Annotated in this window: 17 protein-coding genes and 1 pseudogene; 8 read left to right on the top strand and 10 right to left on the bottom strand. The window is 72.2% G+C overall.

Annotation, left to right across the window (positions count from 1 at the left end; genetic code table 11):
* The first annotated feature begins 284 nt into the window (after nt 1-284).
* Complete coding sequence (locus tag GTY67_RS14445; protein ID WP_093693372.1) at nt 285-2,813, top strand: ATP-dependent Clp protease ATP-binding subunit; 2,529 nt, start codon at nt 285-287, stop codon at nt 2,811-2,813.
* A 90-nt stretch (nt 2,814-2,903) separates the two neighbouring features.
* Here the strand turns inward: GTY67_RS14445 and GTY67_RS14440 are convergent, their stop codons facing one another.
* Both GTY67_RS14440 and GTY67_RS14435 read right to left on the bottom strand, forming a co-directional pair.
* Nucleotides 2,904-6,161 (bottom strand): serine protease, encoded by a 3,258-nt coding sequence (locus tag GTY67_RS14440; protein WP_161278973.1) that lies wholly within the window; start codon nt 6,159-6,161, stop codon nt 2,904-2,906.
* Nucleotides 6,158-6,514 carry a trypco2 family protein gene (locus GTY67_RS14435; protein ID WP_161278972.1) on the bottom strand — a complete coding sequence of 119 codons (357 nt, stop codon included), beginning with the start codon at nt 6,512-6,514 and terminating at the stop codon, nt 6,158-6,160. Before GTY67_RS14435 ends, GTY67_RS14440 begins: the two co-directional genes overlap by 4 nt.
* Nucleotides 6,515-6,972: 458 nt before the next feature.
* Here GTY67_RS14435 and GTY67_RS14430 point away from each other — a divergent pair, with 458 nt between their 5' ends.
* Complete coding sequence (locus GTY67_RS14430; RefSeq protein ID WP_093693375.1) at nt 6,973-7,689, top strand: M23 family metallopeptidase; 717 nt, start codon at nt 6,973-6,975, stop codon at nt 7,687-7,689.
* Nucleotides 7,690-7,953: 264 nt separating this feature from the next.
* Here the strand turns inward: GTY67_RS14430 and cseC are convergent, their stop codons facing one another.
* From cseC to GTY67_RS14405, 5 genes and pseudogenes are all read right to left on the bottom strand, one after another.
* A complete protein-coding gene (cseC, locus tag GTY67_RS14425) occupies nt 7,954-9,291 on the bottom strand; it encodes a two-component system sensor histidine kinase CseC (protein ID WP_161278971.1) in 1,338 nt (445 codons plus the stop codon).
* A gap of 49 nt (nt 9,292-9,340) precedes the next feature.
* Nucleotides 9,341-10,057: a two-component system response regulator CseB gene (gene cseB / locus GTY67_RS14420; RefSeq protein WP_093693377.1), complete on the bottom strand. Its 717-nt coding sequence runs from the start codon at nt 10,055-10,057 to the stop codon at nt 9,341-9,343.
* A gap of 18 nt (nt 10,058-10,075) precedes the next feature.
* On the bottom strand, nt 10,076-10,729 hold the full coding sequence (locus GTY67_RS14415) for a hypothetical protein (RefSeq protein ID WP_093693395.1): 654 nt from the start codon (nt 10,727-10,729) through the stop codon (nt 10,076-10,078).
* A gap of 404 nt (nt 10,730-11,133) precedes the next feature.
* Nucleotides 11,134-11,655: pseudogene (locus GTY67_RS34935) on the bottom strand (SigE family RNA polymerase sigma factor); the annotation flags it as partial.
* A 147-nt stretch (nt 11,656-11,802) separates the two neighbouring features.
* Complete coding sequence (locus tag GTY67_RS14405; RefSeq protein ID WP_161278969.1) at nt 11,803-12,717, bottom strand: A/G-specific adenine glycosylase; 915 nt, start codon at nt 12,715-12,717, stop codon at nt 11,803-11,805.
* 325 nt (nt 12,718-13,042) lie between these two features.
* On the opposite strand from GTY67_RS14405, the gene GTY67_RS14400 reads away from it, so the two are divergent.
* Nucleotides 13,043-13,810, top strand: coding sequence for a hypothetical protein (locus GTY67_RS14400; protein ID WP_161278968.1), 768 nt, complete (start codon nt 13,043-13,045; stop codon nt 13,808-13,810).
* A 193-nt stretch (nt 13,811-14,003) separates the two neighbouring features.
* On the opposite strand, the gene disA is transcribed toward GTY67_RS14400, so the two are convergent.
* Nucleotides 14,004-15,128, bottom strand: coding sequence for a DNA integrity scanning diadenylate cyclase DisA (disA, locus tag GTY67_RS14395; RefSeq protein ID WP_073874337.1), 1,125 nt, complete (start codon nt 15,126-15,128; stop codon nt 14,004-14,006).
* An 81-nt stretch (nt 15,129-15,209) separates the two neighbouring features.
* Nucleotides 15,210-16,631: a DNA repair protein RadA gene (gene radA, locus GTY67_RS14390; protein ID WP_093693381.1), complete on the bottom strand. Its 1,422-nt coding sequence runs from the start codon at nt 16,629-16,631 to the stop codon at nt 15,210-15,212.
* A 146-nt stretch (nt 16,632-16,777) separates the two neighbouring features.
* Here radA and GTY67_RS14385 point away from each other — a divergent pair, with 146 nt between their 5' ends.
* Nucleotides 16,778-18,745: a BACON domain-containing protein gene (locus tag GTY67_RS14385; protein ID WP_202461435.1), complete on the top strand. Its 1,968-nt coding sequence runs from the start codon at nt 16,778-16,780 to the stop codon at nt 18,743-18,745.
* Between the two features lie 272 nt (nt 18,746-19,017).
* Here the strand turns inward: GTY67_RS14385 and GTY67_RS14380 are convergent, their stop codons facing one another.
* Entirely contained in the window at nt 19,018-19,860 is an 843-nt protein-coding gene (locus GTY67_RS14380; RefSeq protein ID WP_161278966.1) for a hypothetical protein, read from the bottom strand.
* Between the two features lie 240 nt (nt 19,861-20,100).
* Here GTY67_RS14380 and GTY67_RS14375 point away from each other — a divergent pair, with 240 nt between their 5' ends.
* The 4 genes from GTY67_RS14375 to ilvD all read left to right on the top strand — a co-directional run bounded on the left by GTY67_RS14375 (nt 20,101) and on the right by ilvD (nt 24,668).
* On the top strand, nt 20,101-21,051 hold the full coding sequence (locus GTY67_RS14375; RefSeq protein WP_093693384.1) for a Ppx/GppA phosphatase family protein: 951 nt from the start codon (nt 20,101-20,103) through the stop codon (nt 21,049-21,051).
* A gap of 96 nt (nt 21,052-21,147) precedes the next feature.
* Nucleotides 21,148-21,981 carry a sugar phosphate isomerase/epimerase gene (locus tag GTY67_RS14370; RefSeq protein WP_343238749.1) on the top strand — a complete coding sequence of 278 codons (834 nt, stop codon included), beginning with the start codon at nt 21,148-21,150 and terminating at the stop codon, nt 21,979-21,981.
* Nucleotides 21,982-22,030: 49 nt separating this feature from the next.
* Nucleotides 22,031-22,648: a TetR family transcriptional regulator gene (locus GTY67_RS14365; protein WP_093693386.1), complete on the top strand. Its 618-nt coding sequence runs from the start codon at nt 22,031-22,033 to the stop codon at nt 22,646-22,648.
* A gap of 169 nt (nt 22,649-22,817) precedes the next feature.
* On the top strand, nt 22,818-24,668 hold the full coding sequence (ilvD, locus tag GTY67_RS14360; RefSeq protein WP_161278964.1) for a dihydroxy-acid dehydratase: 1,851 nt from the start codon (nt 22,818-22,820) through the stop codon (nt 24,666-24,668).
* Nucleotides 24,669-24,890 lie beyond the last annotated feature (222 nt).

The raw sequence follows: 24,890 nt of genomic DNA, 5'->3' as shown, positions 1-24,890 counted from the left end.
ACTTTCCTAGTGGGAAGGGGCGACACGCAGGCCGAGGCGTCTCACGTTCGCCATCGGCGTACTGGCGAAAGGGGTATCTGCCTGGCCTGCGGGAACATCGTCTCGCACCATCGGGTTGGAGCAGTTGTCAGCTGTTCGGCAGTAAGAATCCCCGCCCGGTGCGGGGTGATCCGGACGGATGTCGGCAGTTGGAATGAGCTGTCCCGTCCTGCGGGACTAGCATGCGGAAGGACTGGGAGGGGACCGACCCCTCACTGACCGACCGCTCTGAGGAGCGATTAACGATGTTCGAGAGGTTCACCGACCGCGCGCGGCGGGTTGTCGTCCTGGCTCAGGAAGAAGCCCGGATGCTCAACCACAACTACATCGGCACCGAGCACATCCTCCTGGGCCTGATCCACGAGGGTGAGGGTGTCGCCGCTAAGGCCCTGGAGAGCCTCGGGATTTCGCTCGAGGCGGTCCGCCAGCAGGTGGAGGAGATCATCGGGCAGGGGCAGCAGGCTCCTTCCGGGCACATCCCCTTCACCCCGCGAGCCAAGAAGGTCCTGGAGCTGTCGCTCCGCGAGGCCCTTCAGCTGGGCCACAACTACATCGGCACCGAGCACATCCTGCTCGGCCTGATCCGCGAGGGCGAGGGCGTCGCCGCCCAGGTCCTCGTGAAGCTGGGCGCCGACCTGAACCGGGTCCGGCAGCAGGTCATCCAGCTGCTTTCGGGCTACTCGGGCGGCAAGGAGACGGCGGCCGCAGGCGGCCCCGCGGAGGGCACGCCCTCCACCTCCCTGGTACTCGACCAGTTCGGCCGGAACCTCACCCAGGCCGCTCGTGAATCCAAGCTCGACCCGGTCATCGGGCGCGAGAAGGAGATCGAGAGGGTCATGCAGGTGCTGTCCCGCCGGACCAAGAACAACCCGGTCCTCATCGGCGAGCCCGGCGTCGGCAAGACGGCGGTCGTCGAGGGCCTGGCCCAGGCGATCGTCAAGGGCGAGGTGCCCGAGACCCTCAAGGACAAGCACCTCTACACCCTGGACCTCGGCGCCCTGGTCGCCGGTTCGCGGTACCGGGGTGACTTCGAGGAGCGCCTGAAGAAGGTCCTCAAGGAGATCCGCACCCGCGGCGACATCATCCTGTTCATCGACGAGCTCCACACGCTCGTGGGTGCGGGTGCCGCCGAGGGCGCCATCGACGCGGCTTCGATCCTGAAGCCGATGCTGGCCCGCGGTGAGCTCCAGACCATCGGTGCCACCACCCTCGACGAGTACCGCAAGCACCTGGAGAAGGACGCGGCCCTTGAGCGCCGCTTCCAGCCGATCCAGGTCGCGGAGCCGTCGCTGCCGCACACCATCGAGATCCTGAAGGGCCTGCGCGACCGTTACGAGGCCCACCACCGGGTCTCCATCACGGACGAGGCCCTCGTCCAGGCCGCGACCCTGGCCGACCGGTACATCTCGGACCGCTTCCTGCCGGACAAGGCGATCGACCTGATCGACGAGGCCGGCTCCCGGATGCGCATCCGCCGGATGACCGCGCCGCCGGACCTCCGCGAGTTCGACGAGAAGATCGCGGGCGTGCGTCGCGACAAGGAGTCGGCCATCGACTCCCAGGACTTCGAGAAGGCAGCTTCTCTCCGCGACAAGGAGAAGCAGCTGCTGGCGGCGAAGGCCAAGCGCGAGAAGGAGTGGAAGGCCGGCGACATGGACGTCGTCGCCGAGGTCGACGGCGAGCTCATCGCCGAAGTCCTGGCCACGGCCACCGGCATCCCGGTCTTCAAGCTGACGGAGGAGGAGTCCTCCCGTCTGCTGCGCATGGAGGACGAGCTCCACAAGCGCGTCATCGGGCAGAAGGACGCCATCAAGGCCCTCTCGCAGGCGATCCGCCGTACGCGAGCCGGTCTGAAGGACCCCAAGCGCCCCGGTGGCTCGTTCATCTTCGCCGGCCCGTCCGGTGTCGGTAAGACGGAGCTCTCCAAGACGCTCGCCGAATTCCTCTTCGGCGACGAGGACGCGCTGATCTCCCTCGACATGTCGGAGTTCAGCGAGAAGCACACGGTTTCCCGCCTCTTCGGTTCGCCCCCCGGCTACGTGGGGTACGAAGAGGGCGGCCAGCTCACCGAGAAGGTGCGCCGCAAGCCGTTCTCCGTCGTCCTCTTCGACGAGGTCGAGAAGGCCCACCCCGATATCTTCAATTCCCTGCTCCAGATTCTGGAGGACGGTCGCCTGACCGACTCCCAGGGCCGGGTCGTGGACTTCAAGAACACGGTCATCATCATGACGACCAACCTCGGGACCCGGGACATCTCCAAGGGCTTCAACCTGGGCTTCGCCGCCCAGGGCGACGTCAAGACCAACTACGAGCGCATGAAGGTCAAGGTCAACGAAGAGCTCAAGCAGCACTTCCGGCCGGAATTCCTCAACCGTGTCGACGACACGGTGGTCTTCCACCAGCTGACCGAGGAAGACATCATCCAGATCGTCGACCTCATGCTCGCCAAGGTCGACGAGCGGCTCAAGGACCGCGACATGGGCATCGAGCTCAGTGCCGAGGCCAAGTCGCTCCTGGCGAAGAAGGGCTACGACCCCGTGATGGGCGCCCGGCCGCTGCGCCGGACGATCCAGCGCGAGATCGAGGACATCCTCTCCGAGAAGATCCTCTTCGGTGAGCTGCGCCCCGGTCACATCGTGGTCGTCGGCGTCGAGGGCGAGGGCGACGACAAGAAGTTCTCGTTCCGCGGCGAGGAGAAGTCGGCTCTGCCCGACGTCCCCCCGATCGAGCAGGCTGCGGGCGGGGCGGGTCCGAACCTGTCGAAGGAAGCGTGACGCGCGCGCCTATGGCGTGAGCTTGTGGTGAAGGGGCTGCCCCGGAACCGGTATCCGTACCGGTCCGGGGCAGCCCCTTTTTGGCGTGCGTCAGCCGGGAGGGGCGTTGAGCCGGTCGCCCAGCTCCTCCGCCCCGATCAGACGCTGCTGGGACAACCCGGTGACCTGCACCCGCAGACCCGGCCAGGTGTGCAGCGGTGTGAGGTCCAGTACGCGCAGGGCGGAGGCCTCCAGGCTGAGATGGGCGACCCCGGGGAAGAGCGGTCGCAGCATCCCGAGGTCACCGGAGTGGTCAGGGGCCGGTACGGACAGGTACTCAACGGTGGGTGCGGACACAGCGCGGGCCGGCCGGTGTGCCCAAGGGAAGGCGGTGAGGCGGAGAGCGGTGACCCGGGAATGCTCCCGCAGCGCGTCGAGGGCATCGTCGAACGCGGCGAATTCCGAGACCTCCAGGTCCCTGAGCGACTTCCAGGCACCGAGCCCGTCCAGGACGAGCGGACGCCGGCTGGTGACCGTCAGGTCGGTGACACCGGGGTTGGCCGCGACCTCGCTCAGCCGGTCCGCCTCCAGGTGCCTCAGGATGAGGCGCGACAGGGCGGGCAGACCCGCCAGCGGCGCCAGGTCGGCGGGGAGCGTCCCCTGGGTGTCCACGAACAGGGTCTTGAGCTGGTGGAGCCCGGCGAGCGGCGCGAAATCCCGCACCCCCGCGCACGGCCCGGTGTCCAGCACCGACAGGGAGTCCGCGGCGGCGCTCAGGAACGACAGCCCGGGGAGACGGCCGGTCTCCCCCACGAAGAGTGCTTCGATACGCGTGTTCTGCAGCAGCGCACCGGCCTCCGCCTCGGACAGGTCCAAGCGGAGTGACAGGGCGAACACGGACGGCAGGTGGCGCAGCGACCTCAGCTGATTCCGGTCGCTCACGCTGAGAACGGTGCCCGTGAGGTCGCAGTGAGCCAGCACCTCGGTGGCGTACTCCTCGGGCGGGAAGTGCTCCCATTTGCCCATGAAGGTCTGGCCCAGCCAGGGGTGGGCCAGCACCCAAGCACGGGCGTGCGGAACCGCGGCGGCTCCCCCGATGTTCAGGACCAGGGAGACCATGAAGGGGGCGTGCTTCTCCGAGTCGGACACCGTGTCCGGATCGGGTAGAAACGCCAGTGCCGCCTGTCCCAGCCGGGCCAGAGACCGCACCTGGCTGTCCCCGGTCGGCGGAAAGAGCGCAGCTGTGCTCTCCCGGACCGCACTCCGTACCGCTTCGTCCAGCCACGTCGCGTGCTGGGCGCACAGGGCGGCCAGGACATGGACGGCGGTGCGCTCCTCCGTACCGGCCTCGTGCCGCAGGCCCACGTCCAGCAACCCGCCCACCAGTACGCCCAGTTCACGCCGCCCACAGTGCCCCGCCGCCAGCAGGATCACGTCCTGCCAGGTCTCCTCGTCCGCGTGGCGCAGCAGTTCGTTGAGGTGGTCGTCCTCGACGAACTCCTTGGCGGCCAGGTAGTCCTGGAAGGTCCGGTGGATGAACTGGTAGGTGTCGTCCGTGTGTTCGCGGAGCAGGCCGCTGCGGTTGAGCAGGTGGGTGAGAATCCGCTCCGGCGGCCCCTGCGCGCTCACCCGCTCCATCCCCGCCAGCGCCCGGCCGAGCTGCCGCAGCGCCTGGTCCCGGGTGAACTCCGACTGGCCCTCGCGCACCAGCCAGACCGCGATGCGCTGGAGGAGCTGGGTGTGTTCCTCGACGCTCAGGTCGATGCCCTCGGGGTCACCGATCCGGCGTCGCTGGTCACGGTGGCCGAGGAGCATCTCCAGCGCCGAGCGGTACAGCTTCCACCGGGTCTCCGGGAGCAGGCCGTCGCGGCGGCGGTGCAGGGCGCAGATCACCGCGCAGAGCAGGGGCGTACGGGCCAGGTCACGGAGTGTGGAGTTCTGCTCGAACTGGCGGGAGAGGTCCTGTTCCAGCGCGTCCAGGCGGTCGGCGTCGTCCTCCTCGGAGAGCCGGGCCGCCCGGTGCCAGGAGGCCACGAACGCCTGGATGTCCTCGTCCCGCATCGGCAGCAGACGTAACTCCGCGAAGCCTTCCGAGCGCAGCCAGTCCGGTTCGACGGCGAGCGGCCGTACGGTCGCCACGCACCGGGTCTCCGGGTAGCGGGCCAGGAGCTGCGACAGCCAGGTGTGCGCCTGCTCGCGGTCCTCCGGCGGCACCTCGTCCAGCCCGTCCACCAGCAGCAGCGCCCGGCCGGACTCCAGGACCCGCCCCGCCCACCCCTCAGGCGCCGCGTCGACCACCAGGGGCGCCGCGTGCCACAGCTCCGCCGGGCCCGGGAACGTACCGCCACGGGCTCGCAGCGTGCGCAGCGGTACGACGAACGGGACCAGGCCGTTCAGCGGGGCCAGGTCCTCGTCCAGGGTGCGGGCCGAGGCGTGGGCGGCCAGCCACCACAGCAGGGTCGTCTTGCCCGCGCCCGCCTCGCCGCGCAGCAGGACCCGGGGGCGGTCGGTGAGGAGGGTGTCGATGCGCTGGGGGAGGGGCGGGCCCGGCGCGGTCCGGTCCTGCGCCTGGGCCTCCAGGCTGAGGTAGGCCGTGTCCAGGTCCCATTCGGAGTCGTGGCGGCTCAGCTCGTCCAGGCCGAAGATCTTCGTACGGCGGTACGCGACGCCCAGCGCCTGCCCGTACTCCGCCTCGTACCGCAGGTCTCTCGGGAAGTTGCCGTGGACGCGTTCCTCCCGCAGCGGGGCGCCGGTCCTGCGGTAGGCCTGCACGAAGGGCTCCGCCGCAAGGACCGGGCCGAGCGGGACGCACTCGACCCGGCGGCCCTCCCGCTGCTGCGGCACCTGGCGGGCGATGCCCAGGAGGACGTCCCCGGCGAAGACCGGGCCGCCGGAGAGGCCGGACAGGGCCGGCGGCTCGTCGTCCGGCCCGGCGGCGGGCGGGCCGTCCAGCTCGCAGACCAGCAGGTCACGGACCCGGCCCGCCATGGGCAGGACCGTCGCCGTGTAGTGGTCCGCCTCCAGGCGCTTGTCCGGGCCGTAGCGCTGGACCCGGGGGAAGCCGGTGATCTCGCACCCGGGGATCGCCTTTCGGGTGTCCAGCACGCCGATCCGCGCCGGGGGGACCGGCCGCACCGGCTCGGTGGCCTCCAGCAGGGCCGCGTCGAGGCGGTAGTCGATCCAGGCGACCGTGGCCCGTATCCGGTCCGGGAGCGCGGGGTGGGCGATCAGGACGGAGCCGGTCTTGACCACGTGGGCGCAGGTCAGGACCAGCCGGTCGGTGAGGAGGACGCCGCTGCCCTGGAGAGCGCCGGAGACCACCACCGTACGGTCGGCGAGGTGCGTGACGGGCGGGCGTGCGGGGCTCACGGGCGCGCCGCCCCCTCACCGAACCCCTCCGTCGAACCGTCGTTCTCCGCCCCCACCTCCCACGCCTCCCCGGTCACCGCGTTCCGCGGGCTCAGCGTGAACGCCACCTTGTGCGTGCGGCCCGTCGTCCGGGACGCGTCGGCGCCCGCCTCGACCACCCAGGCCTTCACCTTGCCGCCCGCCTTGGCCTCCTTGCGGAGTTCGAGGGTGAACTCCATCTGGATGTCCCCGACCGCGAAGGCGAGCGGGCGGCCCGTGGCCCGGGCCGCCGCCTCGACCAGCTGGTTCCGGATGGATTCGACGGCATCGGCGAGCTCGATGCCGTCCAGGTCGTGGGTGTTCTCGGCCGTCATGGTGGTCCCCCCGGGGCGCGGATCCGCTTTCCCGTCAGCGTAGTGATGTAGCAGGCCGAAGGTCCTGAATCGGAAGGACTTAGGTCCCACAGGCGGTGACAAGGCGCACAGGCCGAAACAGGCCTACTACCCGCGCTAGGAGATGGCGTCAGGAGTGGTGGGGGGACCTTTGGCCCGGCGGGGGGAGGAGGCTCCGGCTCGGCGGGCGATACAGCCCGTTCGCGGTGCCATGTCCGGAAAAGTGCCCCCAGAACAGCGTTTAAACCTCATTCGGGTGAGGGATTTCGTCGCCCGGTCCCGCCTCCCGAAACGGGACAACCGAGGCGAATTCCCGCACCCCTCACTACGGCTTTTCTTCGTAGATGGGGTGTTTGAGCACCGGCGGGGGTGCGGGTTACCAAGGTGGAGCAAGCCCGGACAGCACGCCGGGTCCACTCACCTTCGGAGGACTTCACCGTATGAAGCGCGCAACGAACCAGCACCCCATCCGCCCGTCCGCCTCCCGCATCCGTGGCGCAGTCCTGGCCGCCGGCCTGGGAGCGTCCGTGGTGCTGGGTGCAGGCTCGGCGTTCGCGGCCGGCAACGCCGACGCTGCCGCCGCTCCCCTCGCCGCGGGCACCACCGCCCAGTCGGTCGCCCAGCAGGCGACCGCGCAGAGCAAGGCCGCCGAGACGGCCAAGAAGACGGCGGCACAGAAGGCCTCCGACGCGAAGAAGAAGGCCGAGGACAAGAAGAAGGCGGCCAAGAAGAACGCCGCCTCCTGGAAGACCCCGGTCAAGAAGTACACGCTGTCCGCCAGCTACGGCACCGGTGGCGCCCGCTGGGCCGCCAAGCACTCCGGCCAGGACTTCGCCGTGCCGATCGGCACCCCGGTCACCGCCGCCCACACCGGCACCATCGTGAAGGCCGGCCCGAACGGCGGCGGCGACGGTCCCGCGTACGGCAACGCCATCGTGATCAAGCACTCCAACGGCAAGTTCTCGCAGTACGCGCACCTGTCGAAGATCAACGTGAAGATCGGCCAGAAGGTCACGACGGGTCAGAAGATCGCCCTGTCCGGCAACACCGGCAACTCCAGCGGCCCGCACCTGCACTTCGAGATCCGCACCACCCCGAACTACGGCTCGGCGCTGAACCCGGCCGCGTTCCTCCGCTCGGTGCACGTCTCCATCTGATCCGGCCGGCGTAACCGCGCGGACCCGCGCCGGGCACCCGTAGGCCCCAGGCCCACGGCATCCGTAGGGCCGAGCCCTCGGCACCCGGCGGCCGCGCAGCACAACCGAAGAGAGTTCAGTGGACCCGTTACACCCCGGTACCCGGGGCGTGCGCCCGGGTCACCCGACCGACGGCGACGTCGAGGACAGCCTCACGGCTCACTCCTCGGGGTCGCCGTCGGCGTTGTACCCGCAGGACCGACGAGCGGAAAAGCCCAGGCGGCCTCACCCTTGCGGCTGCCGCTCGTCCGCCCCCCGCAGCACCGGAAAGCTCCCCGTCGCCGTCGGTGCGTGTTCCGGCAGCCACAGCACCGCGATCGCCCCGCCCGTGCCCTCCACCGCACCCACCGGCCCCGCGTTCCGGAAGGTCAGCCGGGCCCCCAGCACCCTCGCCTGGCCCGCCGCGATCGTCAGGCCCAGCCCGTGTCCGTGCCCGGCCCGGTCCATGGAGCCCGTACGGAACCGGCTCGGCCCGTCCCGCAGCAGCTCCTCCGGGAACCCCGGACCGTGGTCCCGGACCCGTACCACCCGGCCCTCCACCGTGACCTCCACCGGGGTGGAGCCGTGCTTGGCGGCGTTGCCCAGCAGATTTCCGAGGATGCGCTCCAGGCGGCGCGGGTCCGTGGCGACCCAGGACTCGTGCACCACCCGCACGGTCACATCCGGGTCCAGCAGTCCGATCCGCCGGCTGACGAACTCCCCGAGCGGCAGCTCCTGGAGTTCGGCCCGCTCCGAGGCGCTGTCCAGGCGGGCCACCTCCAGCACGTCCTCGACCAGCGTCCGCATCGCCTGGGCCCGGTCCCGTACCAGCTCGGTCGGGCGGCCCGGCGGCAGCAGCTCGGCGGCTGTGAGCAGCCCGGTCACCGGTGTACGCAGCTCGTGGGCGATGTCCGCGGTGACCCGGCGCTCCGCCTCGATCCGCTCGTTCAGCGCGTCGGTCAGCGCGTCGACCGCCCGCGCCAGCTCGTCCGTCTCGTCGCGGACGACCCCGCCGACGGCCTCGCGGACCCGTACGTCGGTCTGGCCCTCGGCGACCCGGCCCGCCGCGGCCGCCGCCTTGCGCAGCCGGCGCGAGAGCTGGCCGCCGATGAGGACGCCGAGCGCACACCCGCCGAAGACGACGGAGACCGAGCCGATGATCAGCGCCCGGTCCAGGTCGTCCATGATCGTGGCGGACCGGTCCGCGAACCGGGTGTGCAGCGAGAGCACGTCCCCGTTGGCCAGCGGAACCGCCGCCCAGACGTCGGGCACCCCGTCGGAGGTCTGCGTCACATGTGTGGCCCGCCGGTTCTTGCGAACCTCGTCGCGCAGGCTCGGCGGGATCGCCGGGTCGTTGAGCTTCGCCCCGAACTTGGGCCCGCCCTTCTGCATGCTCGTCGCCTCGTAGAACCGCTGCGCGCCAAGCAGCCGCTCCAGCTGCACCTCGCGGGCGTTCTCGATCATCGAGACCCGGGCCGCGTTGTGGACGACGAGGCTCAGCGCCACCGCGATGAGCGCGCCGACCGCGGCGATGGCGACGCTGATCTTCCAGCGGACCCCGGTCCGCAGCGCCAGTCGCTTCATGGGCATCTCACCGGGCGCCCCGCCCGCAGCCGCCTCATCCGCAGCCGCCTCATCCGCGCAGCTTGTAGCCGAAGCCGCGGACCGTCTCGATCCGGTCCTGGCCGATCTTGGTGCGCAGCCGCTGGACGTGGACGTCCACGACCCGGGTGTCGCCGCCCCAGCCGTAGTCCCAGACCCGCTCCAGGAGCTTGTCGCGGGAGAGTACGGTGCCGGGGGCGGAGGAGAACTCCAGCAGCAGCCGCATCTCGGTGGGCGTCAGCGCCACCTGCTCGCCGCCGCGCCGCACCTCCATGCCGTCCGTGTCGACCTCCAGGTCGCCGAAGACCAGCACCCCGCCGAGCCCCTCGGCCTCCCCGTCCGTACCGCCCTGGCCCGTGCCGCCGTCCGGCCCGGCCGCGTGGCCGAAGCGGCGCAGTACGGCCCGGATGCGGGCGACCAGGACCGCGCCGTCGAAGGGCTTGGTGACGTAGTCGTCCGCGCCGGCCTCCAGGCCGAGCACCACGTCGATCGAGTCGGCCCGGGCGGAGAGCATGATCACGGGCACGGTCGACTCGTCCCGGATGCGGCGGCACAGGCTCACCCCGTCGAGTCCCGGCACCATCACGTCGAGGAGGGCGATGTCCGGCCGGTCGGCGCGGAAGGCCTCCAGGCCGGAGAGCCCGTCGGGCATCGCGGTGACCGTGAAGCCGACCCGCTCCAGGGCGAGCTGGGTGGCCTCACGGATGACATCGTCGTCCTCGACGAAGAGGACGTGGGTCTCGGCCATGGACGTTGCGTCTCGCTTTCAGTTCCCGCTCGGGTCGGCCGGTTCCACCGGCTCCGCCTGTGTGGGTGCCTCGATGTCGCCGCCGCCGTCGACGGCACGGCTGAAGTCGTTGTGCACCCGGTCGTGCTCGGTGAAGCGCTCGTCGGCCCAACGGTAGGTGACCACCTCGGAGCCGGACGGATAGGCCAGCGGATCCTTCGACCCGTAGACCTGCGTCGTCACCACGAGGTCGCCTCGGTCGATGGTCCCGTAGACGGCCGGCACCTCGGCCATGAAGACGTTCTCGTACGAGCCGTCCTCGCGGGCCCGGTAGACGTACGTCCCCACGCCCACGGAATCCGCGCAGCTCATCACGTTGACCACGACGTCGGCGGACGGGCCGCCGGTCATCGATCCGTAGGAGGTGTCGACCGGGTAGGCCTTGCCGGCGCAGGGCCGGAGCCCCTCGCGGACCCGTTCGCTCACGGTGGGGTCGCCCTTGAGGAGGGCCACCGCGTTGACGCGCCGGGTGGGCGGGGCCGTGCCGGAGACGGTGGGCCGGGGGGAGAACTGGGCGACCGGCTGGCTGCCGGCCGGGCCCTCGTCGCGGGTGCCGGTGCCGCCGGTGGCGCAGCCAACGCAGAACAGCCCGAAGGCGGCGAGTCCGGCCAGGGCCGTACCACTCGCCGCCATACCTGCCCGGAACCCGCGGTTCCGGCGGGGTCTCCCGGAGGTGCCCCCGTCGTCGGTACCCGCCCGGCCGCTCCCGCCGCCGTGCTCGCTGCCGTCGCTGCTGGCTGTCAGGCCGCGCACCGCTCCCGCCCCCGCTCGTCGTGACGCCCGTCGTGCCGCGCCGCTGTGTGTCCCCGCGCCGCCGTGACGGAGGTGACCTTCGCCGTGCCGGAGGCGGCCCTCGTCCGCTGGGCCGGAACCCGGCCGGTGGCGGCGGGCGCCGCGCTCCGGACGCTCCCGGCCTGCTGGCGACCTTCGGCCTCCCGGCGACCTCCGGCCTGCTGGTGGGCCCCGGTCTCCCGGCTGCCCTGGGCCTGCCGCCGACCGCCGGTCTCCCGAGGGCCGCCGGTCTCCCGCCGTCCCTCGGTCTCCCGGGCGACCGCCTCGCGGCTCGTCAGCTCACGGCTCTCCAGCTCCTGCCGCAGGCGCGCCAGCGCCCGGTGCAGCGTGCTCTTGACCGTACCGGCCGACATGCCGAGCGCCGCGGCCGTCTCCTCCGTACTCATCTGCTCCCAGTGTCGCAGCACGACGACGCTGCGCTGCTTCGGAGCCAGGATTCCGAGGATGTCCATCAGCAGGGCGCGGTCCGCGCGCTGCTCGCTGCCGTCGTCGACGCTCGCGTCGGGCAGCTGCTCGGTGGGCACCTCGTCCAGCTTGCGCGCCCGCCACCACTCCGTACGGGTGTTGATCATGACGCGGCGCAGATAGGCGTCGGCGAGGGACTTGTCGGCGATGCCGTCCCACCGGCCGTACGTCCGCACCAGGGCGGTCTGCAACAGGTCCTGCGCGTCCACGGGGTCCGGGACCAGACGCCGTGCGCTGCGCAGCAGCGCCTCCTGCCGTGTCCGTACGTAGTCCTCGAACGCGAGCACCTCGCCCTGCGCCATGACAACCGCCTCCGTCCCCGTGGATCCCCGTGTACTGCTGTCGGAGACGCTACGGAGGCGTTGTCACGAGGTTGTGCGGAGCAGCCGTACGCCGACGCACGGCTGTCCATCGGTTGTGTAACAGCACCGGGGAATGGCCCGTGGGGTTCAGGTCAGCGGCAGCCGGTACCGGCCGTCCGCCAGCGGTTCGACGAGGCCGTCGGCCACCAGCCCGTCCAGCGCCCGGGCCCGCTGCACCGGCTCCTCCCACACCGCGTCCAGAGCGGCCTGCGGTACGGGATTGAGCGCGTCGCGCAGCACCGCGAGAAGCCGGCCGCGCACCTGCCGGTCGGTCCCCGCGTACGTCTGGCCCTTGCGGGGCGGCCCCTCGTGCGCGGGCTTCCCGGCCAGCCGCCACGCGCACTGCGAGGCGATCGGGCAGCGGTCGCAGTCCTCGTTGCGCGCGGTGCACACGAGCGCGCCCAGCTCCATCGTGGCCGCAGCCCACCGTGCCGCCCGCTCGTCCTCGTCCGGCAGCAGGGCCCGGGCGAGCTTGCGCTCGGCGGCGGTGGTCGCGTTCGGCGGGTACTGGATGCCGTTCGCGGCGCGGGCGAACACCCGGCGGACGTTCGTATCGAGTACGGCGTGCCGCTGCCCGTACGCGAACGAGGCCACGGCCGCCGCCGTGTACTCGCCGATCCCGGGCAGCGCCAGCAGCTGGGCGTGCTCACTCGGTACGTCGCCGCCGTGCCGTTCCGCTATCGCCTGCGCGGCCCCGTGCAGCCGCAGCGCGCGGCGGGGGTAGCCGAGCCGGCCCCAGGCGCGGACCGCCTCCCCGGGCGCCTCGGCGGCCAGGTCGGCGGGGCGGGGCCAGCGGGCGAGCCACTGCTCGTACACCGGGAGGACCCGGCTCACCGGGGTCTGCTGGAGCATGAACTCGCTGACCATCACCCCCCAGGCGCCCGCTTCGGGGCGGCGCCAGGGGAGATCGCGGGCGTGCTGCTCGAACCACCCGATGACGGGGGTGTGGAGGGAGGCGGCGGCGGACGGCGTCTGGGGGGAAGTCGAAGTCATGGCAGTCATGGCACTGACGATCCTGGCACGGAAGCGGGTACGGGTGTCACGGACGCGGGGGTGTCGGCCCGCGCGGCGGTCCTGCGGGGCGGGAACGCCACCCGTTCTGTCCCCTGTGACCGGGTCCGGGGACCGGCTGCCGTGATGATCATCGGCAAAACTTGATGATGATCGGCAAAACTTGTGACCTGAGCGGCGGGTGGGGCCTGAGACGGCCCCGATCTCTCGTACAGTTTGGCCCGTGGGATCTATGCGCAATCCGGTCGGTCCGCTTCCCTCCAGCATCTACTGGCGTCGAAGGGCGGTAGCGGGGCTTCTGGTTGCGCTGCTCGCGGTGCTGATCGCCTGGGCGGTCACCAGCGTCGGCGGGGGCGGGAGCAAGGACGACGGCAAGCCCGGCGGCTCCGACCCGGTGAAGTCGATCACCCCGGGCCCGGGCAGCTCCGGCCCGGCGATCAGCCAACAGCCGGGCGGACGCGACGAGTCGGACGACTCCGAGGGCTCGGACGGTTCGGGCGGTTCGGACGGCGGGAGCGGCTCCGGCGGTGACACGGGCGCGGGTTCCGGCGGCGCGAGCGGCGGTACGGGATCCGACGGTACGTCAACGGGCGGTGCGGCCACGGCCGGTTCGGGCGCGGGCGGTACGGCCTCCGGCGGCTCCGCGGCGGGCCGGCAGGTCCCGGCGAACTCCCCGCTCCCCGAATGCAAGCCCGGCGGGCTGGAGTTGACCCTGCGTACGAAGGTCGGTTACGGCCCCGAGGACCGGCCCAGGTTCGACATCATCGCCCGCAACACCTCGTCGGTGACGTGCAAGGCCGACCTCGGGCCGAAGAACGTGGTGCTCAAGGTCACCGAAGCGAGCGCGGACAACGACGACGTGATCTGGTCCTCGAAGGACTGCCCGGCGGCCCCGGGCGCGCTCTTCCTCCAGGTCCCGGCCGGCGCGACGATCGTGCACACGGTGGACTGGAACCGCGTCCGCTCCGCCCCCAACTGCGCGACGCCCCCGGCCACGAAGGCGGGCCCGGGAACGTACCTCCTGGAAGCGGAAACCCCCGGCACCAAGATCCGCCCAGCCTCCTTCGTCCTGAAGAAGGACTAGCCGCAACATCAGCCCGTCCGGCGTCCACCCGGCCTGGTCCGGTGCCCACTCCAGCCCGTCCGGCGTTTGAGGACGGAACCGTTGCCCTGAGCGGGCGTGGCCTCACAGGCCCGGGTGAGCCCTCTGCGCACCGCCCGCCCCGGCCCAGGGTTCCGTCCTCAAACGCCGGACAGGCTGGGTAGGTGCGGCCAGCTCAGACGTACCGCTCCAGGATCGACGACTCAGCCAACCGCGAGAGCCCCTCCCGCACGCTCCGCGCCCGCGCCTCCCCGACCCCGTCCACGGTCTGGAGGTCGTCCACGCTCGCCGCCAGCAGCTTCTGCAAGCCCCCGAAGTGCTCCACCAGCCGTTCGATGATCGCCCCCGGCAGCCTCGGCACCTTCGCCAGCAGCCGGAAGCCCCGCGGGGAGACCGCCGAGTCCAGCGTCTCCGGCGAGCCGCTGTAACCGAGCGCCCGCGCCACCACCGGCAGCTCCAGCAGCTCCGTGTGGCTCAGCGCGTCCAGCTCCGTCAGCGCCTCCGCCACCGTGCGCGATCGTTTCGCCGTCGGCTCGGGCACATAGTCCCGGACCACCAGCTCCCGCTCCGGCTCCACGCCCGCGATCAGCTCGTCCAGCTGGAGCGACAGGAGCCGTCCGTCGGTGCCGAGCTCCACCACGTACTCCGCGATCTCCGTCGCGATCCGCCGCACCATCTCCAGCCGCTGCGCCACCGCCGTGACGTCCCGGACGGTGACCAGGTCCTCGATCTCCAGCGCGGAGAGCGTGCCGGCCACCTCGTCCAGGCGGAGCTTGTACCGCTCCAGCGTGGCGAGCGCCTGGTTGGCCCGGGAGAGGATCGCGGAGGACTCCTCCAGGACCCGCCGCTCCCCGTCCACGTACAGCGCGATCAGGCGCATCGACTGGGAGACCGAGACGACGGGGAAGCCGCACGCCTTGGAGACCCGGTCCGCCGTACGGTGCCGGGTCCCCGTCTCCTCCGTGTGGATCGAGGCGTCCGGGACCAGCTGCACCCCGGCCCGCAGGATCTTGGTCATGTCCTTGTCGAGGATCAGCGCCCCGTCGAGTTTGCACAGCTCGCGCAGACGGGTCGCGGTGAACTCCACGTCCAGCACGAACCCGCCGGTACACATCGATTCGACGGTCTTGTCCATGCCCAGGACGATCAGCCCGCCGGTGTTGCCCCGGAGAATGCGCTCCAGGCCGTCCCGCAGGGCCATTCCGGGCGCGACCGCGCTCAGCGAGGCGCGCATCAGCGCCTCGTTACCGGTGCCTTGGCCGGACTTTCCGGGCGCTGTCGCCCGGTCGTTGGCTGCCACTGCACTCCTCCGGTCGACAGGTTTGCGATGCCCTGGCGTCCCCCGTGCCGTGTCCACGGGCGGGCGAGACCAGGGCAAAGTCTACCGGCGCGCGTTGTCTTCCTGACGAGACTGCGGCTCCTCTTGACGAGACCGGCGCGGGAGGACCCGCAGAGCATCCCCCATGTCGGCGACTTCTGTGACCTTCATACCCGAAGGAACCCTTCCCGGGTCGGTCGGTACCAAGGCGTGGGTGAAGCCGAGACGGTGTGCCTCGGCCAGTCTCCGCTGGACCCCGGTGACCCTGCGGACCTCGCCCGCGAGCCCCACCTCACCGATCGCCACCAGGTTCTTCGGGAGCGGGGTGTCGCTGGCGGCACTGGCCAGCGCGAGCGCGATCGCGAGGTCCGCGGCGGGCTCGGTGAGCTTCACGCCGCCGACCGTCGCGCTGTAGATGTCCCGCTTGCCGAGCGCGCTGATCCGGCCGCGCTGCTCCAGCACGGCGAGCATCATCGAGACCCGGGAGGTCTCCAGACCGGAGGTGGTGCGCCGGGGCGAGGGGATCTGGGAGTCGACCGTGAGGGCCTGCACCTCGGCGACCAGGGGCCGCTTGCCCTCCAGCGTCACCGTCAGGCAGGTGCCCGGCACCGCCACGTCGCGCCGGGTCAGGAAGAGCCCCGAGGGGTCGGCGAGGCCGGTGATCCCCTCGTCGTGCAGCTCGAAGCAGCCGACCTCGTCGGTCGCCCCGTAACGGTTCTTGACGCCGCGCACCAGGCGCAGCCGGGCGTGCCGGTCGCCCTCGAAGGAGAGCACCACGTCGACCAGGTGCTCCAGCAGCCGGGGTCCGGCGATCGCGCCGTCCTTCGTGACATGGCCGACGAGCAGCGTGGCCATCCCGCGCTCCTTGGAAGCCCGGATCAGCGCCCCGGCCACCTCCCGGACCTGGGCCATCCCGCCGGGCGCGCCGTCGATCTCGGGCGAGGCGACCGTCTGCACCGAGTCCAGGATCAGCAGCGAGGGCTTCACCGCGTCCAGATGCCCGAGCACGGCCGACAGGTCGGTCTCGGCCGCGAGGTAGAGGTGGTCGTTGATCGCCTTGATCCGGTCGGCCCGCATCCGGACCTGGCTCGCGGACTCCTCGGCGGTCACATAGAGCGTGCGGTGGTCCTCGCTCGCCGCCTTGGCCGCCACATCCAGCAGCAGCGTCGACTTGCCGACACCCGGCTCGCCCGCCAGCAGCACGACGGCCCCCGGCACCAGCCCGCCGCCGAGCACCCGGTCCAGCTCACCGACGCCGGTCGACCGGGCGGTGGCCTGCCGGCTGTCGACCTGGCCGATCGGCACGGCGGCGGTGGAGACCCGCCCGGCCGCGGTGGTGCGCACGGCGGGGGCGCCGCCGAACTCCTCGACCGTCCCCCACGCCTGGCACTCGGGGCAACGGCCGAGCCATTTGGCGGTGGTCCAGCCGCATTCGGTGCAGCGGTAGGACGGCCGGTCCTTCGCGGATTTCGTACGGGCAGCCATGGCGTCACCGTATAGGTGGGGTCTGACACCGCCGTCCGCGCAGGGGGCGCGGGGCCCTTTTCGCACAGAGGGCGCACGGAAGCATTTCGGGCGGAATCCGTGACCCCCGTCCCCTTTCGAGCGATACGTTCACCCGTAAGGATTAAATGTGCTCAAGGGGCACCAAGGGCACGTACTCCTCTGTCTACGGTCGCCGGGTGACGAGCAGCAGGCTCCAGACCCCCACGCACACCACCGGCGCACACCGGGCGCACCGGCGAGCACCTCACGCCCCGGCCCAGCGGCCGGCCGCACGTTACGAGCCGTACCTCGACGGCCTCTTCACCTACTGCCTCTCCGTGCTCTGCGACCACGACGCGGCGACCGAGGCGCTCGGTGCGGTCCTGGCGATCGCGGACCGGCACGACGCCCGGTGCCCCGAGGCCGAGGAGGAACGTCAATCCTGGCTCTACGCCCTGGCCAGGTGGACCTGTCTGCGCACCCTCACCGAGCGCAGGCGCGGCCGCCAGGCCCACCGCAGGCCCCCGGCGCCGGCGAGGGGCTCGGGGCCCGCAGAGCGCGGCTCAGCCGCCGTGGAACGCTCCTCGGCCGCCGCGTCGGTCATCGCGTCCGCCGCCCCCTCGGCTGCCCCTTCAGCCGTTGTGACGGGCCCGGATTCAGCCGTCGTGACGGGCCCGGAGGGGTTCGCGCCCGCCACCCCCGAGGACGCCACCACCCCCGACCCCGCCGAGTCCCCGGCCGCCGAGGCCCGCAGGAGGGAGCTCGCCACCCTCGCCTGGCCCGAGGCCGCGGGCACCACCCCGGAGCAGCGCGAAGCGCTCGAACTGGCCGTACGCCACCGGCTCACCCCCCGCGCCGTCGCCTCCGTGCTCGGCCTGGAGCCGGTCACCGCCCGGGAGCTGCTGGCGGCGGCGGCCTGCGAGGTCGAACGGACCCGGGCCGCGCTCGCCGTCGTGGAGACCGCGAACTGCCCCACCGTCGCCCGCCTCACCGGCGACCACCAGGTCCTGCTCTCCGCCGCCCTCCGCCGCGAGCTGGTCCGGCACGTCGACGACTGCCCCCGCTGCCGCCGCGCCGCCGAACGGGTCGACGCGGCAGGCCCCTGGCCCGGGGCCGCCGTCGCCCCGGCCGCCCCCCTGCCGCTCGTCGAGGCCCCCCGCCCCTCCGTGCACGTCGCGCTGGCCCAGGCCCGCCGCTCCCGCTCGGGCGGCCCCCGCTTCGGCCGCACGGGCTTCCCGCTGGACCCCAAGGACCACGCCGCCCGCCGGGACCGCCTGCGCGCCCGGGTCGTGACGACGACGGTGGTCGCCACCGTGGTCGCCGCCCCGGTGATCGCGCTGTGGGCCGCGTACCGGGGCGCCCCGCTCACCGGCGAGGGCCACGACGGCTCCAAGATCACCGCCACGGAGATCGAGGGCGCGGGCGAGATCAGCGGCGACCCCGGGACCCCGTACGAGAAGACGGGCAGCGCACGCTCGGGCGACCGGCGCGGCATCCACTCCCCGGATGTCACGGCCGAGGTGATCAGCACCGGGGCCGACCGGGAGGGGGCGGGCCGCCTGACCGTCACCGCCCGGACCTCCGGCGCGCTCACGACGATCACGCTGACCGCATCCGCCCAGGGCCCGGTCGACTGGACGGCCACGACGGACGCACGGTGGCTGCGCCTGAGCCGTACGTCGGGCACCCTCGCGGCCGGGAAGTCCACCACCGTCACGGTCGCCGTGAACCACGCGGCGGCCCCGCGCGGCCCTTGGCGCGCCCGGATCGCGCTCAGCCCCTCGGGCTCCGCCGTGATCATCGACGGTCACGGTGCGACGGCCCCGCCGACCGGCACCACGCCGGACCCGACGCGCCCCGCACCCGGTTCACCGGGCCCCACGAACCCGCGCCCGACCGAACCCGGCCCCACCCGCCCGGGCCCGAGCCCCACCGACCCCGGTCCGACGGACCCCGGCCCGACCGATCCGGGCCCGGGCCCCACCGACCCGGGCCCCACGGACCCGACGCCCACCGACCCCACCCCGACCGACCCGACGGACCCGCCCGACCCGGACCCCACGGACCCGCCCCCGACGGACCCCGGCCCGAGCGATCCGGGCCCGACGGAGTGACGACGTAACGACGGGTCCAGGGAACCGGACGACGGCCTCGGGAGCGACGTCCCGGCAACCGGACGCCGGCTCTGGGAGCTACGTCCCGGAAACCGAACGACGGCCCCCGGGACCCGACGGAGTGACGACGTAACGACGGGTCCCGGGAACCGGACGACGCCCCCGGGAGCTACGTCCCGGAAACCGAACGACGGCCCCCAGGGCCCGACGGAGCGCCGACGTAACGACGGCTCCCGGGAACCGAACGACGGCCCCGGGAACTACCCACCGGCTCAGACCTGCGGGTCCGCCGGATGCGGGGCCATCGGCAGCAGCGACGCCAGCCGCTCCTCGCACAGCTCCACCAGCCGGTCGTACCCCTCCTTGCCCATCAACTCGATGAGCTCCGGCCGATAGGTCACGTACACCGGGTCCCCGGCCCCGTGCGCGGAGGTCGCCGAGGTGCACCACCAGTGCAGGTCGTGCCCGCCCGGCCCCCAGCCCCGCCGGTCGTACTCACCGATCGTCACCTGGAGCACCCGGGTGTCGTCGGGCCGGTCGATCCAGTCGTACGTACGCCGTACCGGCAGCTGCCAGCACACGTCCGGCTTGGTCTCCAGCGGCTCCTTGCCCTCGCGCAGCGCCAGGATGTGCAGCGAGCAGCCCGCCCCGGCGGCGAATCCCGGCCGGTTCTGGAAGATGCAGGACCCCTCCCAGCGGCGCGTCTGGCGTTCGCCGTCCTCGTCGACGCCGACCCAGCCCGTCTCCGTACCGACGTCGTGGAACTGCCACAGCTCGGGGGTGAGCCGCGCCACGTTCTCCGCGACCCGCTTCTCGTCGTCCTCGTCGGAGAAGTGCGCGCCCAGCGTGCAGCAGCCGTCGTCGGCGCGGCCCGCCTGGATGCCCTGGCAGCCGCTGCCGAAGATGCAGGTCCAGCGGGAGGTCAGCCAGGTCAGGTCGCAGCGGAAGACCTGCTCGTCGTCGCCCGGGTCGGGGAACTCCACCCAGGCCCGAGCGAAGTCGAGGCCCTTCTCGTCGGACGGGTCCGGTCCGTTCGCCTCCGACTGTGATGTCCGCTTGTTCGACTTCTGCTTCTTCGTGGCTTTGTCCGGCTTAGCCTTTTTCGTCTTTGGCACGCGCCCAGAGTAAGCCTGACCGGCGCACGGGGGGGGGCGGCGTCGCGGGGCTGGGCACGCGCTCCCCCAAGCTCTCGGCTTCGCTCGGGCAGGGAGGGGCCCCCTCCGGCGTTGTCGTCGATCACCATGGCTCCGCCATGCCTCAATTCTCCGCCTTGCAGCTGCACGCACCCAGCCCCGCTCCTTCTCCCACCCCCATGCGCCGGTCAGGCTCGTCCGATGGAGCAGTAGCGTTCCCGTATGAGACTCGGAGTCCTCGACGTGGGATCGAACACGGTCCACCTGCTGGTGGTCGACGCCCACCCTGGCGCCCGCCCGCTGCCCGCGCACTCGCACAAGGCGGAGCTTCGCCTCGCCGAACTCCTCGACGCGGGCGGTGCGATCGGCCCGCTCGGCGTGGACCGGCTGGTGGCGACGATCGCCGGCGCGGTCCAGGCCGCCGAGGACAAGGGGTGCGAGGACGTGCTCGCCTTCGCCACCTCCGCGGTGCGCGAGGCGACCAACGCGGACCTGGTGCTTGAGCGCGTACGGGTCGAGACCGGCGTGGACCTCGCCGTCCTCAGCGGCGCGGAGGAGGCCCGGCTCACCTTCCTGGCCGCCCGCCGCTGGTTCGGCTGGTCGGCGGGGAAGCTGCTGGTCCTGGACATCGGGGGCGGCTCGCTGGAGATCGCCTTCGGGATCGACGAGGAGCCGGACACCGCCGTCTCCCTGCCGCTGGGCGCGGGCCGCCTCACCGGCGCCTGGCTGCCGGACGACCCGGCCGACCCGGAGCAGGTGCGGGCGTTGCGCAGGCATGTGCGGGCCAGCATCGCGCGGACGGTGGGCGAGTTCAGCCGGGCCGGCCGCCCGGACCATGTCGTCGCCACCTCCAAGACGTTCAAGCAGCTCGCCCGGATCGCCGGTGCCGCCCGCTCCACCGAGGGCCTCTACGTGCAGCGCTGTCTCAGCCGCAGCGCGCTGGAGGAGTGGGTCCCGAAGCTCGCCTCGATGACCGTCGAGGAGCGCGGCCGCCTCCCCGGGGTCTCCGAGGGCCGGGCCGCCCAGCTGCTCGCCGGGGCGCTGGTGGCGGAGGGCGCGATGGACCTGTTCGGCGTGGAGGAGCTGGAGATCTGCCCCTGGGCGCTGCGCGAGGGCGTCATCCTGCGCCGCCTGGACCACCTCCCGGTGGAGCGGGCCGCGCTGGAGGGGTGAGGCAACCCCCGGCGTATCCATGGCCCTGATCACTTTCCGCCAGGGCCCCTCGGGGATGCGCACCACTGCCCGTACGCTGTCCAGGTGGCAGAACCAGTGGTGCGCATCCCCGATGCGAAGGTCGCCCTGTCAACGGCCTCGGTCTACCCCGAGTCCACCGCGACGGCCTTCGAGATCGCCGCACGCCTGGGGTATGACGGCGTCGAGGTCATGGTCTGGACCGACCCCGTCAGCCAGGACATCGAGGCCCTGCGCCGGCTCTCCGACTACCACCAGGTCCCGATCCTGGCGGTCCACGCCCCCTGCCTCCTGATCACCCAGCGGGTCTGGTCCACCGACCCCTGGGTCAAGCTCCAGCGGGCGAAGTCCGCCGCCGAGCGGCTCGGCGCCTCGACCGTCGTGGTGCACCCGCCGTTCCGGTGGCAGCGCAACTACGCCAAGGACTTCGTCAACGGGATCTGGCGGATGGCGGACGAGACGGACGTGCGGTTCGCCGTCGAGAACATGTACCCGTGGCGCTACCGGGACCGCGAGATGCTCGCGTACGCCCCCGACTGGGACGTCACCAACGACGACTACCGGCACTTCACGGTCGACCTCTCGCACACCGCGACCGCCCGCACCGACAGCCTCGCCATGGTCGACCGGATGGGCGACCGGCTCGCCCATGTCCACCTCGCCGACGGCAGGGGTTCGGCCAAGGACGAGCACCTGGTGCCCGGCCGGGGCGACCAGCCGTGCGCGGAGCTGCTGGAGCGCCTCGCCCGTACGTCGTTCGACGGCCATGTCGTCATCGAGGTCAACACCCGCCGCGCGATGTCCTCCGCCGAACGCGAGGCCGACCTCGCCGAGGCCCTGGCCTTCACCCGCCTCCACCTCGCCTCGGCCACCGCCACCCCGGACCCGGCCCCCGAGACCCACCGCCCGTGACCGAGCACCACCGGCACCCGCGCCCGGCATCCCGCACACCGGATCGCCCGTGACCGGGGACGCGCCCGCCCCCCGGCGCCGCGGCCGCCCCTCCCGCCGGGCGGCCGCCGAGGGGCCCGACTCCCGTACGCGCATCCTGGAGGCGGCCCGGACCGAGTTCGCCGAGCGCGGGTACGACAAGACGTCGATCCGGGGCGTCGCCAGGGCCGCCGGGGTCGACGCGGCCCTCGTCCACCACTACTTCGGTACGAAGGACGAGGTCTTCGCGGCCGCGGTGGAGCTCTCCTTCGAACCGGCCCTGGTCATCCCCACGGTCCTCGGCGGCCCCCCGGAGGCCCTGGGGGAGCGGCTGGCCCGCTACTTCCTCTCCGTATGGGAGAACCCGGCGAGCCGCGCCCCGCTCCTGGCGATCCTGCGCTCGGCGCTCACCCACGAGGCGGCGGCGAAGGTGCTGCGGGGCTTCGTGCTGCGGCGGCTGCTGGAGCGGATCGCGGCGGACCTCGACGTCCCCGACGCCACGTTCCGCGCCGAGCTGGCCGCCTCGCACATGATCGGCATCGCGATGCTGCGGTACGTGATCCGGGCCGAGCCGCTCGCGTCGGCGGACCCGGAGGACATCGTCGCGATGGTGGCGCCGACGCTCCAGCGATACTTGACGGAGGGCTGACGCCCACGGCGCATGGCCACGGCGCACGCCCACGGCCCATGCCCACGGAGCGACCATCGCATCCCGCATTCCGGACAGCCTGTCCAGATCTTGGATCCGGGGCGTACGCTCGAAGACAGTCTTTCTGTAACTGTCGGAGGCAGCACCCCTGCCGAAGGAGCGAGCGACGATGCCCCAGCTGAGGTCCCGCACGGTCACCCACGGACGCAACATGGCGGGCGCGCGCGCCCTTATGCGCGCGTCGGGCGTAGCGAGCGCGGACATCGGCAAGCCGATCATCGCGGTCGCCAACTCGTTCACCGAGTTCGTCCCCGGCCACACCCACCTCGCCCCGGTCGGCCGGATCGTCTCCGAGGCGATCCTGGCGGCGGGCGCGGTCCCGCGCGAGTTCAACACCATCGCCGTGGACGACGGCATCGCGATGGGCCACGGCGGCATGCTCTACAGCCTGCCCTCCCGCGACCTGATCGCCGACTCCGTGGAGTACATGGTCGAGGCGCACTGCGCGGACGCGCTGATCTGCATCTCCAACTGCGACAAGATCACCCCGGGCATGCTGATGGCCGCGATGCGCCTCAACATCCCCACCGTCTTCGTCTCCGGCGGCCCGATGGAGGCCGGCAAGGCCACCCTCGTCGACGGCACCGTGCGAAAACTCGACCTGGTCAACGCGATCAGCGACGCGGTCGACGAGTCCATCTCGGACGAGGACATCCTCCGTATCGAGGAGAACGCCTGCCCCACCTGCGGCAGCTGTTCCGGCATGTTCACCGCCAACTCGATGAACTGCCTGACCGAGGTCCTCGGCCTCTCCCTCCCCGGCAACGGCTCGGTCCTCGCCACCCACACCGCCCGCAAGGCGCTGTACGAGGACGCCGGCCGCACGGTCGTCGAGATCACCAAGCGGTACTACGAGCAGGACGACGAGACGGTCCTGCCGCGCTCCATCGGCACCCGCGCCGCGTTCGACAACGCCATGGCGCTGGACATCGCGATGGGCGGCTCCACCAACACGATCCTCCACCTGCTGGCCGCCGCCGAGGAGGCGCAGCTGGCGTACGACCTGGACGACATCAACGAGGTCTCGCGCCGCGTCCCGTGCCTGTCCAAGGTCGCCCCGAACGTCGCCCCCGGCGGTACGTACTACATGGAGGACGTCCACCGCGCCGGCGGCATCCCCGCCCTCCTCGGCGAGCTGCACCGCGGCGGCCTGCTCAACGAGGACGTCCACTCCGTGCACTCCGACACCCTCGCCGAGTGGCTGAAGAACTGGGACGTGCGCGGCGGCTCCCCGTCCCCCGAGGCCGTCGAACTGTGGCACGCCGCCCCCGGCTGCGTCCGCTCCGCGACCGCCTTCTCCCAGTCCGAGCGGTGGGACACCCTCGACCTGGACGCGGCGGGCGGCTGCATCCGCGACATCGAACACGCCTACTCCAAGGACGGCGGCCTCGCCGTCCTCAAGGGCAACCTCGCCGTGGACGGCTGTGTCGTGAAGACGGCGGGCGTCGACGAGTCGATCTGGACCTTCGAGGGCCCGGCCGTCGTCTGCGAGTCGCAGGAGGAGGCCGTCGACAAGATCCTCCGCAAGGAGATCCAGCCCGGTGACGTCGTCGTCATCCGTTACGAGGGCCCGCGCGGCGGCCCCGGCATGCAGGAGATGCTCTACCCGACGTCCTTCCTCAAGGGCCGGGGTCTGGGCAAGGTCTGCGCCCTGGTCACCGACGGCCGCTTCTCCGGCGGTACGTCGGGCCTCTCCATCGGCCACGCCTCGCCCGAGGCGGCCTCCGGCGGCACGATCGCGCTCGTCGAGGACGGCGACCGCATCCGGATCGACATCCCGAACCGTTCGATCGAGCTGCTGGTCGACGACGCCGAACTCGCGGCCCGCCGCGAGGCCCTGAACGGTGTGTACGCCCCGAAGTCCCGCGAACGCAAGGTCTCGGCCGCGCTGCGCGCCTACGCGGCGATGGCGACGAGCGCGGACCGGGGCGCGGTCAGGGACATCTCGAAGCTGGGCTGACACCTGGGGACCCGCTTTAGGCTCCCCTTCCCGACCCTTCGGGCGTCAGCCATTCCAGCCCCTCCGGCGTTTGAGGAGCGGGGTGCGGGGCGGAGCCCCGGGTGGCCCCGGGCAGGCCCTGCGGGGCACCCGCGCCCCGGTGCTCGCCCCCGGGTCGCCTTGCCCGGCGTCCAGGGCGCCCCATTCCAGCCCCTCCGGCGCTTGAGGAGCGGGGCACGGGGC

It is taken from the genome of Streptomyces sp. SID8374 (assembly GCF_009865135.1).
In the GTDB taxonomy this organism is placed as follows: Bacteria; Actinomycetota; Actinomycetes; order Streptomycetales; family Streptomycetaceae; genus Streptomyces.
This window is presented reverse-complemented; position numbering and strand designations above follow the sequence as displayed.